The 13,232-nt window shown below is 48.2% G+C and carries 13 protein-coding genes; 6 read left to right on the top strand and 7 right to left on the bottom strand.

Features of this window, described 5'->3' with window-relative positions:
• The first annotated feature begins 24 nt into the window (after positions 1 to 24).
• Positions 25 to 1,164: a TlpA disulfide reductase family protein gene (locus L0Y31_RS05250; protein WP_234736084.1), complete on the top strand. Its 1,140-nt coding sequence runs from the start codon at positions 25 to 27 to the stop codon at positions 1,162 to 1,164.
• 57 nt (positions 1,165 to 1,221) lie between these two features.
• Here the strand turns inward: L0Y31_RS05250 and L0Y31_RS05245 are convergent, their stop codons facing one another.
• Together L0Y31_RS05245 and L0Y31_RS05240 are read right to left on the bottom strand one after the other, a co-directional pair.
• A complete protein-coding gene (locus tag L0Y31_RS05245; RefSeq protein ID WP_234736083.1) occupies positions 1,222 to 1,968 on the bottom strand; it encodes an ABC transporter ATP-binding protein in 747 nt (248 codons plus the stop codon).
• A 7-nt stretch (positions 1,969 to 1,975) separates the two neighbouring features.
• A complete protein-coding gene (locus tag L0Y31_RS05240) occupies positions 1,976 to 2,704 on the bottom strand; it encodes an MlaE family ABC transporter permease (RefSeq protein ID WP_234736082.1) in 729 nt (242 codons plus the stop codon).
• 134 nt (positions 2,705 to 2,838) lie between these two features.
• On the opposite strand from L0Y31_RS05240, the gene L0Y31_RS05235 reads away from it, so the two are divergent.
• Together L0Y31_RS05235 and L0Y31_RS05230 are read left to right on the top strand one after the other, a co-directional pair.
• Positions 2,839 to 3,570: an SDR family oxidoreductase gene (locus L0Y31_RS05235; protein WP_234736081.1), complete on the top strand. Its 732-nt coding sequence runs from the start codon at positions 2,839 to 2,841 to the stop codon at positions 3,568 to 3,570.
• Positions 3,571 to 3,733: 163 nt separating this feature from the next.
• A complete protein-coding gene (locus tag L0Y31_RS05230) occupies positions 3,734 to 4,648 on the top strand; it encodes an ROK family protein (protein WP_234736080.1) in 915 nt (304 codons plus the stop codon).
• Between the two features lie 52 nt (positions 4,649 to 4,700).
• Here L0Y31_RS05230 and murB read toward each other — a convergent pair whose 3' ends face one another.
• Complete coding sequence (murB, locus tag L0Y31_RS05225) at positions 4,701 to 5,729, bottom strand: UDP-N-acetylmuramate dehydrogenase (protein ID WP_234736079.1); 1,029 nt, start codon at positions 5,727 to 5,729, stop codon at positions 4,701 to 4,703.
• Positions 5,730 to 5,857: 128 nt separating this feature from the next.
• Here murB and L0Y31_RS05220 point away from each other — a divergent pair, with 128 nt between their 5' ends.
• Together L0Y31_RS05220 and gmd are read left to right on the top strand one after the other, a co-directional pair.
• Positions 5,858 to 6,442, top strand: coding sequence for an SPOR domain-containing protein (locus L0Y31_RS05220; RefSeq protein ID WP_234736078.1), 585 nt, complete (start codon positions 5,858 to 5,860; stop codon positions 6,440 to 6,442).
• A gap of 97 nt (positions 6,443 to 6,539) precedes the next feature.
• Positions 6,540 to 7,652 carry a GDP-mannose 4,6-dehydratase gene (gene gmd, locus L0Y31_RS05215; protein WP_234736077.1) on the top strand — a complete coding sequence of 371 codons (1,113 nt, stop codon included), beginning with the start codon at positions 6,540 to 6,542 and terminating at the stop codon, positions 7,650 to 7,652.
• A gap of 70 nt (positions 7,653 to 7,722) precedes the next feature.
• Here gmd and L0Y31_RS05210 read toward each other — a convergent pair whose 3' ends face one another.
• The 4 genes from L0Y31_RS05210 to L0Y31_RS05195 all read right to left on the bottom strand — a co-directional run bounded on the left by L0Y31_RS05210 (position 7,723) and on the right by L0Y31_RS05195 (position 12,074).
• A complete protein-coding gene (locus L0Y31_RS05210) occupies positions 7,723 to 9,237 on the bottom strand; it encodes a Do family serine endopeptidase (protein WP_234736076.1) in 1,515 nt (504 codons plus the stop codon).
• Between the two features lie 530 nt (positions 9,238 to 9,767).
• On the bottom strand, positions 9,768 to 10,520 hold the full coding sequence (rnc, locus tag L0Y31_RS05205) for a ribonuclease III (RefSeq protein WP_234736075.1): 753 nt from the start codon (positions 10,518 to 10,520) through the stop codon (positions 9,768 to 9,770).
• 30 nt (positions 10,521 to 10,550) lie between these two features.
• Positions 10,551 to 11,804, bottom strand: coding sequence for a beta-ketoacyl-ACP synthase II (gene fabF / locus L0Y31_RS05200; RefSeq protein ID WP_234736074.1), 1,254 nt, complete (start codon positions 11,802 to 11,804; stop codon positions 10,551 to 10,553).
• A 33-nt stretch (positions 11,805 to 11,837) separates the two neighbouring features.
• On the bottom strand, positions 11,838 to 12,074 hold the full coding sequence (locus L0Y31_RS05195; RefSeq protein WP_234736073.1) for an acyl carrier protein: 237 nt from the start codon (positions 12,072 to 12,074) through the stop codon (positions 11,838 to 11,840).
• Between the two features lie 321 nt (positions 12,075 to 12,395).
• Between L0Y31_RS05195 and kdsA the strand changes: the two genes are divergently transcribed.
• Positions 12,396 to 13,208: a 3-deoxy-8-phosphooctulonate synthase gene (gene kdsA / locus L0Y31_RS05190; protein WP_234737122.1), complete on the top strand. Its 813-nt coding sequence runs from the start codon at positions 12,396 to 12,398 to the stop codon at positions 13,206 to 13,208.
• Positions 13,209 to 13,232 lie beyond the last annotated feature (24 nt).

Raw genomic sequence — 13,232 nt, 5'->3', positions numbered from 1 at the left:
AATAACCAACACAATATCTTACTCATGAAAAAGCTCCTTTCTGTCGGGCTGGTCCTGGTGCCCACGCTGCTCTGGGCACAAAGTGGTAATTATACCATTAAAGGAAAATTAGGCACGGTAAATGCCCCCGCCAAAGCGTATCTGCGCTATATGGATGGAACGACAACCAAGATAGATTCTGCGTCGATTCAGAATGGGCAGTTTGAATTCAAAGGGACGGTAGATGGATCGGCGAGAGCCATGCTGCTGGTTGATAAACGCGGCACGGGGATGAGCAACACCCGGCCTGTACCCGCCATGAGTCTGTACTTAGAGCCGGGGGCCATTGTCATCAACAGTCCCGACTCGCTTCTGCATGCCGTTGTGAGTGGTACTAAGCTAAATGCCGACAACGAAAAGCTCAAAATGGCCCTGAAATCATCCTCTGAACGCATGGATAAGCTCATGCAGGAGTACCAGACTGCGACACCGGCCCAGCGGCAAGCCAGCGGATTTGACGCCTCTATTGAGAAACGCTACGAAGAAATTAGTGCAGAGCAGAAAAAACTCAGAGGTGATTTTATCAAAAATAATCCCAAGAGCCTGGTGAGTCTAGATGCCTTAAAAGCGTATGGTGGCTCAGTTCCCGAATATTCAGAAGTGAATCCACTTTTTGAGGGATTATCCAGCGAAATCAAAGAAAGTAAAGCCGGAAAAACATACGGCGCTGCATTAGCTACCTTGCAGAAAACAGCCATCGGGGCGGTTGCTCCTGATTTTACGCAGGCAGATACCGCCGGACGAAATGTATCGTTGCACGATTTTAAAGGAAAATACGTGTTGGTTGATTTCTGGGCAAGCTGGTGCGGACCGTGCCGCAAGGAAAACCCCAATGTAGTTAAGAATTTCCACCAGTTTAAAGGGCAGAACTTCACCGTGCTTGGTGTGTCTCTAGACCGTCCCAACGCAAAAGAAGCCTGGATGAACGCCATTCATAAAGATGGTTTGACCTGGACACAGGTTTCAGACCTGAAATTCTGGCAGAACGACGTGGCGAAGCTGTACGGTGTGCAGGCAATCCCGCAGAACTTTTTGGTTGGCCCCGACGGAAAAATCATCGCTAAAAATATTCGGGGGGAAGATTTAGGCAAGAAACTAGCCGAGTTGCTTCCGGTTCGTCCTTAGGCATAAATCAAATCCTGAAAAAAGCTCCACGCTGTTTATAAAGCGTGGAGCTTTTTTTTAGGCTTTTTGGTCGCGTAATAACTTGTTGGCGTAGATCAGTTCGTTCAGCTCTGGAATGTCTGATTTTGTGAGCGTAGCGCTATCGCCTTCCCACAGTTTTTTGCCTTTGTAGAGAAATATAATTTTCTCTCCAATCCCGATCATGGAGTTCATATCGTGCGTAATGACGATGGTCGTTATTTTGAACTCATCGGTGATTTCTTTGATCAAATCGTCAATGGTAACCGCCGTCAATGGGTCAAGGCCAGAATTGGGTTCGTCGCAGAAAAGGTACTTCGGATTCATCACAATCGCCCGGGCAATACCGACGCGCTTCTTCATTCCCCCGCTGATTTCCGAGGGCATCCGGTCGCTGGCGTGCGATAGTTCGACACGTTCCAGGCAAAATTCAGCGCGTTCTTTTTTCTCGGACGCGGGCATATCCGTCAGCATATCCAGCGGAAAGCGAACGTTTTCTAGCACTGTTTTTGAATCAAATAAGGCCGATCCCTGAAAAAGTACGCCCATTTCGCGCCGAATATCTTTCTGTGTGTTTGGGTCGCCTCTCAAAAAACTACGCCCGTCGTAAAGCACCTCGCCCTCTTCCGGGATAACCAGGCCGATCATGCACTTGAGCAGCACACTTTTACCGGTACCACTACCTCCAATTATTAAACTGGTTTGCCCCGGCTCAAACTTGGCGCTCACGCCATCCAGTACGGTCCGGTCGCCGAAGGTTTTATGAATATCTTTTATCTCAATCATGACGCGCTTATAATAACAATTGAGCCAACACAAAGTCCGCCGCTAATACAGCGATACAACTATTGGTTACAGCGGCGGTAGATGCCTGTCCGACCTCCAACGCACCGCCTGACGTATTGTATCCTTTGAACGACGAAATGGTCGAGATCAGGAAAGCGAACACAACGGCTTTGATCAGCGCGAACGTGATGTTGAATGCCTGGAAGTCCGAGCGAAGGCCAGCAATGTAATCATCAGGGGTAATGATGCCACCGAGGGTTCCGGCCAGATATCCCCCCAAAATGGCCAGAAAGCCAGCCAGAATTACCAGCATGGGAAACATGACAATAGAGGCTACGACTTTCGGTAAAACCAGATACGATGTTGAATTAATCCCCATCACTTCCAGCGCGTCAATCTGCTCCGTGATCCGCATGGTTCCGATGCCACCGGCAATGTTCGAACCCACCTTACCCGACAAAACAATACTGGTAATTGTCGGGGCAAACTCAAGGATCGTTGTATCACGAACAATCAAACCAATAATGGAAGGAGGAATGAGGGGGCTTACTAACTGATAAGCCGTTTGTACGCAGCTTACCGCCCCAATAAACGTAGCAACAATGGAGACAATAAAGACCGAGTCAATCCCAATTTGAATGCATTCATCGAGAGTTAATTTGACATAAACGCCAAACTTTTCTCGATTACGGAATAAAGTACCTAGAAAAATAAAGTAACGACCAAGGCTTTGCATGAGTGGAAACAATAAGAACGGGTAACCAAGGATGAATCAACAAATCCCGGTCCAAATGCCCGCTACACAGTTCAAACAGCGGTAAAGATAGAATGGTTTTGTGCGTATCTTGCTTCCGAATACCAAATTTGCTTATGAATCGATTAATCGTAGTAACGGGCGGAACAAAAGGCATTGGCCGGGCCATTGTCGAGGCCTTTATGAAGAAAGGATACGACGCTGTTGTCTGTGCCAGAAGCGAAAGCGATCTGCATCGTTTGCAGCAGGAAATGACAGTCTTGCTGGCCGATTCGGCGGAGAATAGCGAAGCTTTACCACAACTCTTTACCAAAGCGGTTGATGTTGCAAAACGGGCGGAGCTGGACGATTTTATCCGTTTCATTCAGGCGCTGGACCGGCCCGTTGATGTTTTGGTAAACAACGCGGGTGTCTTCCTGCCTGGTCAGATTCATAACGAAGCCGAGGGCGTGTTCGAGACCCAGATGGAAACCAACGTGCATAGCGTTTACCACCTCACGCGTGGTCTGCTTGGCGGCATGATGGAGCAGCGGCGGGGACATATTTTTATGCTGGGCTCGACGGCCAGCATCATCGCTTATCCAAACGGCGGCTCATACTGCATTTCCAAGTTTGCGTTGATGGGGATGACGAAGGTTTTGCGGGAAGAAATGAAACCGCATGGCGTGAAAGTAACGATTTTGCTACCGGGGGCCACTTATACGGATAGCTGGGCGGCCTCTGATTTGCCCGAAAGCCGGTTCATGAAGCCGCAGGACATTGCCGAAGTAGTTTGGACGGCAAGCCATTTATCCGCCGGCGCAGTTGTGGAAGAAATCCTGCTTCGGCCTCAATTAGGCGATATTTAGCCCTGCTGGAAAGCCTTTTTGAGCGGAATTCTGGCACTTATTTGACGGCTTATGTCAAAAACTACCCTTTATTCACTGCATCCTGCCAACTGTCTTCGTATCTTGCGCCCTCATCGGCAACTTTAGAAGAAACGCGCTAAACTGATAACTGAAAAATTTATACATGGAGCCTGTTCAGTATCTGGGTATTGACGTTGGTGGTACCAACGTCAAAATGGGAATTGTTAATTCAAAAACTGGTAAGATTTCAAACTTCTACAGCCACGACACGGCTGACTGGCGCAAGTCAGGAAATTTTGTGGAGCGTTTTGCGGATGCCATCGCCTTGCAGTTATATGCGCACAAAGAAGTAGAAAGAGTGGGAATCGGTTTGCCGGGAATGATTAACCGAACCCGTACTACCCCGTTGGAAATTACGGCAATTCCTGAGCTGGATGGTGTTCCGCTGGTAGACATTCTGAAAAAGCGCTTTTCGGGCGTTGATTTTTTCCTGGAAAATGATGCTAACGCGGCGGCTTTGGGCGAATTTTATTTCGCGGAAGAGAAAATAAATGAAAATTACATTTTCATTACCCTCGGAACGGGTGTGGGTGGTGCTGCCATCATCAACCGGAAAGTGTTTGTTGGAGGGGATGGAAATGCCATGGAGCCTGGCCATATTCCGTCGCGCAACGGTCGCGTGCTGGAACGCAATATTGGAAAAAAAGAACTGCTCGATCTAGCGATAGAACGCCGGGAAGCCTACCGGGGGGAGACCCAACTGCCCGAAGGCGATAAAATCTCGACGACAGGACTGGTTGCTGCCGCCGCTGAAGGCGACGATTTAGCGCTGGAAATCTGGACGGAAGTAGGCGAGATGCTTGGCGATGGTCTGGTTGCCCTGATTCGTATTCTGGATATCAAGCTGGTGCTGATCGGTGGAGGCTTATCTGCTTCTTATGATTACATTCTTCCCGCCGTAGAAAAGCAACTAAATTACTGGCTGACACCGTATTATCTGAAAGACATCGAGCTAAAACGCGCTACGCTCGGCAACGACGCCGGCTTGCTAGGCGCTGCTTCACTGTGTTTTGACTAAGGCCATAAAAAAAGGGGAATATGAGCCTAGACTTGTATTCCCCTTTTGAATTTTACCCGACAAAATTAACTTCCGGGTTCAGATGAATGCCAAATTGGTCGGCTACGGAAGCCTGGATTTTAGCGGCCAGCGCTTTTACCTCTTCACCCGTAGTTCCGCCGTGATTGACCAGCACAAGGGCTTGTTTTGTATGGACGCCCGTATTCCCCACGCGTTTGCCTTTCCAACCCGCTTGTTCAATTAGCCAGCCTGCGGGTACTTTTACGGCTGTTTCGCCAATTGGATAGCCGGGCATGGCTGGATAAAGCGCTTTCAAGCGATCAAACTGTTCTTTAGGAATTTCTGGATTTTTGAAAAAACTACCCGCGTTGCCAATCTCAGCCGGGTCTGGAAGTTTACTGCGCCGAATGCGAATAACAGCGTCGCTAATGGCTTTAATGCTGAGCTGATCGTCTGCAATGCCCATCTCCGTTAAGGTCTCCTGAATGGCTCCGTAGGATGTATGAAAGGTAGGCGTTTTGTTCAACTGAAACGTAACGCTTGTAATGATGTATTCGCCTTTCGCTTCGTGTTTAAAGATGCTTTCGCGGTAGCCAAAACGGCAGTCGCTGTGCAGAAAGGTATGAATTTCGCCCGTTTTCAGATGAACCGCTTCTAGCTGTTCAAAAACCTGTTCAATTTCAACGCCGTAAGCGCCGATATTCTGCATGGGAGCTGCTCCCACCGTTCCTGGAATGAGGGAAAGATTTTCGATGCCGGCGTAGTGATGCGCCACGCAGTAAAGCACGAAATTATGCCAGTTTTCCCCGGCTCCCGCACGAACATAAACGTGTTGACTGTCTTCTCGAACAACTTCGATGCCCTTGATGTTATTTTTAACCACCAGCCCGTCAAAATCCCGGGTAAGCAGAATGTTGCTGCCACCACCCAGAATAAGTTTGGGAATGGTTAAAAATTCAGTCAGTTGAAAAAGTGTTTTCAGATCATCCTGACTCTCAACCTCAACCCAGTAGCGAGCTTTGGCGTCAATGCCGAATGTATTGTATGATTTGAGAGAAATATTACTTTGTATATCTAGCATAGGTATATCAATCCTGCATCAAAGTTAACGAAAAACAAAGCACTGACGAGGGACTAGCAGGCCGTATGCAAACAAGCGATTCGATAAATTGTTGCATAGCGAGATAGTTGGTAAGTTTGTGGCATCCTATGAAAAAGCATTCTAGTATTTTTTGGATTGTTAACCTATTACTGGCTGTAGGTTTCTTGGCTGGGTTGACTTCTTGCGCCTCCTCGAAAAAGACGACTGCCTCGAAGGGAACTCCTGCCGTAAAACCGTACGAAGAAGACCTGTCTGTTGTTAGACCTAAATACGGCACGCCGCCACCAACTCGTCCGGCTACAGCCCCTGCCACACGGCCAAGCACGGCTCCGGAGCCCAAGCGGCAGTTGCCCTCGGTACAGCCCCTGCACATCAACCGGCGGCTCGATGCACTCTTAGACACGATTGCCCGGCAAAATCGCGCCATTCGGTACGCACCCGGCTACCGGATTCAGGTGTATGTTGGTGATGCCCGGCAGAAAGCGGACCAGGCTAAGGTATACACGTACCAGAATCATCCCGAATTGAACCCGTATCTGAGTTATCGCCAGCCTACGTATCGGTTAAAAGTCGGTGATTTTATGCGGCGGATGGATGCCGAGCGGTATCTGGAAATATTGAAACAGCAGTTTAGCAGCGCGATTTTATTGCCCGACCGCGTGGATATTCGCAAGAGCCTATCCATAAAATAGTGGAAACATAGGCGCACCAGGTATATGGAATTGTCTTAATATTTGGTTATTTTACTTCTAAATCAACATTGGTTGTAAATTTCTTAGTCAGAATTTTATGAAAAAAGCGCTGATCACCGGGACAACCGGGCAGGATGGAGCTTACCTAACCGAGCTGCTCTTATCGAAAGGCTACGAGGTTCACGGGATTAAACGCCGGAGTTCTTTATTTAATACGCAACGGATTGACCACCTCTACGAAGATCCGCACGAAAAAAACATTCGGTTTAAGTTACACTACGGTGACTTGTCGGATTCAACCAACATCATCCGGATTATCCAGGAAGTACAGCCTGACGAAATTTACAACCTCGGTGCTATGTCGCACGTGCGGGTAAGTTTTGAAGAACCAGAATACACGGCTCAAGTTGATGGTATCGGAACGCTGCGGATTCTGGAAGCCGTTCGACTGCTTGGTTTAACCGAAAAAACCCGGATTTATCAGGCGTCAACATCTGAGCTATACGGTGGAGTACAGGGCCATGCTCAGTCGGAGTCAACGCCGTTTTATCCTCGTTCTCCTTATGCCGTCGCCAAACTGTATGGCTACTGGATTACGGTGAACTACCGTGAAGCGTATAATATGTATGCCGTTAACGGGATTTTGTTCAACCACGAATCGCCGCTGCGGGGTGAAACCTTCGTAACCCGGAAAATTACGCGGGCGGTAGCTCGGATTGCTCTTGGTTTACAGGACAAAATTTACTTGGGTAATATGGACGCCCAGCGCGACTGGGGCCACGCCAAAGATTATGTGGAAGCGATGTGGCTGATCCTTCAGCAGGAAAAACCCGAAGACTACGTTATCGCGACGGGTATCACTACGCGTATTCGTGATTTTGTTCGGATGGCTTTTGCTGAAATTGGCGTTGAGCTGGAATTCCGGGGAACCGATGCCGACGAAAAAGGCTACATCGTAAGTGCTTCTAATCCGGCTTACGCATTGGCGGTTGGTAAGGAAGTGGTTTGCATCGATGAGCGGTATTATCGCCCGACCGAAGTAGATCTGCTGCATGGTGATCCAACAAAAGCCATGACCCAATTAGGCTGGAAACCGAAGTATGACCTTAAAGGTCTGGTTCAGGAAATGGTTGCTGCCGATATCGAGCTTTTCCGCCGCGATCAATTGCTGGAGCGGAGCGGCCACCGCGTCATGAATTATTACGAATAATAAGAGTTAGCTCTATAACAAAAAAGCCCGGCATGCCGGGCTTTTTTGTTGATCTATGTATTTTCAAGCATTACACTGGAACAGCGTAGTAGTACATACGCGAGCTATTCGGATACATACCAATCAACATCAGACCTTCACCTGCTTTGGTAGTAGATAAAGCTGCTTGCAGTTCTTTCACTGTCCGGACGTTGCGGCCGTTTGCTTTCGTGATGATGAAACCTTCTTCGATATCCGTTTCGGCTAACTTGCCTTCTGTGATGCGTTTCACACGAACACCACCGCTAACGCCGAGGCGTTTTGCATCAGCTGCTGCCAACTCTTCGAAATCGGCACCTAAAGAACTGATGCTACCTGTCGAAGCAGTTGCACTCTCTTCTTTGCGAATGACATCACGACCGTTGTTCCGGTTACGAAGTTCAACTTTCAGGTCGCGATTCTCACCGTTCCGGTTAACCGTGACGGCCAAGACATCACCCGGACGGCGACGACCGATGATTTCGCGCATCTGGGCATCTGAATCAACGTTCTGGCCTTCCATTTTCACGATAACATCGCCTTTTTTCAGACCAGCAGCAGCGCCAGCACCGCCAGCTACCACATCCTGAACATAAATACCACGGCCTACTTTCGCACCCAATTCCTGAGCAGCGCGGCTATCTAACTCACGTGGGTAGATACCTAAGTAACCCCGTTGTACATTACCATATTTCAGTAAGTCAGCCGATACTTTTTTCACTAGGGAAACAGGAACCGCAAAGCCATAGCCGCTATAATACCCTGTTTGTGAAGCAATCGCTGTATTAATACCAACCAGTTCACCACGAAGGTTTACCAACGCACCACCTGAGTTACCTGGGTTAATCGCGGCATCCGTTTGAATGAACGATTCAATTGGTGAATCACCTTTTGGATCTTCCCGGTTCACATTTTGGTTTAGAATACCAATTCCGCGGCCTTTGGCACTAACAATACCAGCAGTCACGGTCGATTCCAAATCCAGTGGATAACCAACGGCTAATACCCATTCACCTAATTTCAGGTTATCGGAGTCACCAAGCGTGATCGATGGCAGGTTTTTAGCGTTAATCTGAATAACAGCAAGGTCAGTCAAAGGGTCCGTTCCAATCACTTTCGCTTTGAAGCTGCGTTTGTCTGTTAGAATTACTTCTACTTCGTCCGCATCTTTAACAACGTGGTTGTTGGTTACAATGTAACCATCTGGGCTAATGATAACCCCTGAACCCGAAGCCTGTCCGCGTTGACGTTGTGGTGCGCCGCCCCGAGAACCGCCAAAATCTTCACCGAAGAACTCCCGGAAGATGTCTGGCATCTGTTGCTGGCGTACCGTGCGGGTTACTATCGTTTTAATGTGAACAACCGCAGGTGTGGCTGATTCAGCGGCAGCGGTAAAATCACCCGCCGCATTGGGACCCGTTAGGGCCGCCAGCCGGCCAATAGGGGCTGGCCCCGACTCAGTCAGAATAACATCTTGTTTATTAAAGCCCAAGAAGTTGTAGGCTGCGAGCGTGATCGCGCTCGATAAGAGAGCAATAAATGCTAGGACTTTCCAGTTACTTTTCATGTTTCTGTGCTTATGAAGAGGTCGTTTACTGTATCGTATTCAACTCATCAAGTTAACGAAAACTGCTACGCTCAAAATTCGTGATCGTATTGCAATTAACAAAATTTAACAAGGCTTTGTTGATATTGGATTTTAAGATGGTGGTCGCCTGCGGTATTACCCGCAGGCTAACCATATGACCGTTTACAGCCGGCTGCTTATCCGATTTAGTAATCGCTTGAGGCCGCTTGTCGCTGCCCCCTCTCAGTAAGAGTCAACCTGGATAATGGAATTTGACTCGTAAAAGTCATCCTCCTTACTCCGTTTACTCTATACTAATCAACTTACGTACCAGATCCAATTTTAGCGCTAATGTGGCCAAGTTGTCGTTGCTTGAGTAGCTAGAAAAGGTTAATCGTGACAGAATGGCGGGTTTTGCTTATAAAATGGCAGGAAATAACGCAGCGCACCTAGCGGGGAATGCCTGCTTATTACACAGAAATGTAACAGAAATTCTACACTGAAAAGAGAAGATTACAAAGGCGGGAATGTTAGCTATCAGTTGGTTTAATTTCCAGCAGTTCACAGGCTTTTTCGGCGGCAGACTGCTCCGCTTTTTTCTTACTGTATCCGCTTCCGGTAGCAAATTCTTCGCCGCTGACCATTACCTGAGCAATAAATTCACGGAAATGATTATTTCCTTTCTCCGAAATAATCAGAAAATCAATTTTCTTTCCTTCCCGCTGGGCCCATTCGATGAGCTTGCTTTTATAATTGAGGTTGTTGTTAATCAGCGAATCGAGGTCATAGTGCCCCAAGAGTTCTTTTAGGATAAAGCGGCGGGTAAACTGGAAGCCTTTATCCAGGTAAATAGCGCCGACTAAGGCTTCAAGTGCATCACCATACATCGACGTACGGGCGGGCATAATCCGACCCCGGCTTCCATCGTACTCAATGAGTTTATCGAGTCCCAGTTTGCGGGAAATGCCGTTAAGCGTTTCGCGGTTAACAATGCGCGAACGAATCTCTGTTAGGAAACCTTCGTCTTTGTAGGGGAATTTTTTAAAAAGAAATTCGGCGATTACCATCCCCAGAACGGCATCACCGAGGTATTCCAGGCGCTCGTTAGACTCCTTGAAGCCTTTGATCGCCGTCTCTTTTGAGGCAGAGGTATGCCGGAACGCAAGTTGGTAGACACGAGCGTTAGAGGGCCTTGCCCCGATGATGTGAGCAATGGCCTTCCGGAATTTTTTTTCCTCGCTGTCCGCACGGAAGCGGAGAAAGTTGCGAATGGGTAAGATCACACTGTTCGCTAAGACGGCCTGCACCCTCTGTTACTGATCAAATTTGCGGAATACCACGGAAAAGTTGTGTCCTCCAAAACCAAACGTATTGCTCATCGCAATGTTCACCGGGCGTTGCTGGGCCTGGTTAAACGTAAAATTCAGTTTTGGATTGAAGCTCTCATCGTCCGTAAAGTGATTGATCGTTGGCGGTACAAGACTATGCCGGATGGCCATAATACTTGCAATCGCTTCAACGGCTCCGGCAGCGCCCAGAAGGTGGCCGGTCATCGACTTAGTCGAACTGATGTTTAGTTGGTAAGCATGTTCACCAAAGACCTGCTCAATTGCTTTCGCTTCGCTGACGTCGCCAAGCGAAGTTGAGGTTCCGTGAACATTAATGTAATCAACTTCTTCGGGCTTGATTTGCGCATCGTCCAGTGCGTCTTTCATGACATTCAGCGCGCCCAATCCTTCCGGATGGGGAGCTGTAATGTGATAAGCGTCTGAAGACATGCCACCACCGATAAGTTCAGCATAAATTTTTGCCCCGCGCGCTTTGGCGTGCTCATATTCTTCGAGAATAATAGCACCGGCACCTTCGCCCAACACAAAGCCTTCGCGGTCTTTGTCGAATGGGCGAGAAGCCGTCTCGGGCGAATCATTGCGCTCGGAAAGGGCACGCAAGGCGTTAAATCCACCCACACCGGCTTCGGTTACGGCGGCTTCGGAGCCACCGGTAATGGCCACGTTCAGGCGGCCCAGGCGGATGAAATTGAAGGCATCAATCATGGCGTTGGTTGCCGATGCGCAAGCCGACACAGTCACGTAGTTAACCCCCCGAAAGCCATACCGGATCGATAATAGACCCGATGCACTGTCGGCGATCATTTTCGGAATGAAAAACGGATTATAACGCGGACTGCCATCGCCCCGGGCATAGGTCGTTACTTCGTCCTGGAAGGTTTTAAGACCACCAATTCCAGAACCCCAAATAACCCCAGCTTTATCCAGATTGATTTCTTCTAGGTTAAGTCCCGAGTCGCTTATGGCTTCATCAGCCACGACAAGTGCGTACTGGGCGAACGGATCCATTTTACGAGCTTCCTGGCGAGGGATGAACTGCGTTACATCCAGTCCTTTTACTTCACAGGCAAACCGCGTACGGAATTTCTCTGCGTTGAACTTAGTAATCGGGCCGGCGCCACTAACCCCGGCGGATAAGTTATTCCAGAAAGAATTGACGTCGTTACCAATCGGCGTGAGTGCGCCAAGGCCTGTTACTACTACTCGTTTAAAGGGCATAAAATGAACCTTAACCTTAAAATAGGAGGGTACTTATTTCACATTCTCTTCCAGATAGGCAACTGCCTGTCCAACGGTACCAATGTTTTCTGCTTGGTCGTCGGGAATGGAGATGTTAAATTCTTTTTCGAATTCCATAATCAATTCGACCGTATCGAGCGAGTCAGCGCCCAGGTCGTTCGTAAAGCTGGCTTCCGGGGTGACCTCCGACTCTTCAACGCCCAGTTTTTCGACGATGATAGCCTTCACTTTCTGTGCAATTTCTGACATTTGTGTATGCATTAGGGGTTAAAAAAACGTTGCAAAGAAATAGATTAAAAATAGGATTGTCAAATAATTTTTTAAAGCTAAAACCGTTCTGCAACTCTTATACGCACTAGTAAACTTGCAGATTTACAATTTGTTGAAAAATAATACGGATGTGGTTGTACTTAATAAAAGAAGATTAAGGAGGCTTTTTGATTAACAGCAAAATAACGCATCAAATCACCAAATTCACCAACTTCGCACTTCCGTTTACTTGTCTGAATACCGCTTTGTCGTTGTGTTTCAGGCAGGCTGTTGTTGTTTATAACCACTAATCATTAGGCAATTGTGAATATACCAAAGCTAAAACATACCGATTCTGGTAACTTTTTTCTGATCGCTGGCCCTTGCGCCATTGAGGGACGTGATATGGCCTTGCAGATCGCCGAACGCCTGGTTAAGCTAGCCGACAAATTGCAGATTCCTTATATTTTCAAAGGATCCTACCGGAAAGCAAATCGTACAAAATTAAACTCATTCACAGGAATTGGTGATCTTACGGCACTGAAAATTTTAAAAGAAGTTGGTGAAACGTTTGATGTACCCACAGTCACTGACTTTCACGAAGCGCACGAAGCGGCGATGGCTGCCGAATACGTTGATGTGCTGCAAATTCCTGCTTTTCTGTGCCGTCAGACTGACATGTTAACCGCTGCTGCGCAAACCGGGAAGGTCGTTAACATCAAAAAAGGGCAGTTCATGTCGGGCGAATCCATGGGCTTTGCGGTCGAAAAAGTACAGTCGGTTAATCCAGCGGCACCCATTTTTCTGACCGACCGGGGCAATTCCTTTGGCTACGGGGATCTGGTGGTTGACTACCGCAATCTGCCCGCCATGCAGGCGCACGGCGTACCGGTGGTTATGGATTGTACGCACTCCCTGCAGCAGCCTAACCAGACTTCCGGCGTGACGGGCGGAAAACCAGCCCTGATTGCCACCATCGCGAAAGCCGCTATTGCTGTTGGCGCCGATGGGCTTTTTATTGAAACGCACCCCAACCCAGCGGAAGCAAAATCCGACGGAGCAAACATGCTGGCCCTGGATCAACTGGAAGGGTTGTTGGAAAGATTACTCAAAATTCGGCAGGCAATTCGCTAAAAATAAAAACCTGCTGACATAGGG

Source organism: Tellurirhabdus bombi, from assembly GCF_021484805.1.
In the GTDB taxonomy this organism is placed as follows: domain Bacteria; phylum Bacteroidota; class Bacteroidia; order Cytophagales; family Spirosomataceae; genus Tellurirhabdus; species Tellurirhabdus bombi.
This window is presented reverse-complemented; position numbering and strand designations above follow the sequence as displayed.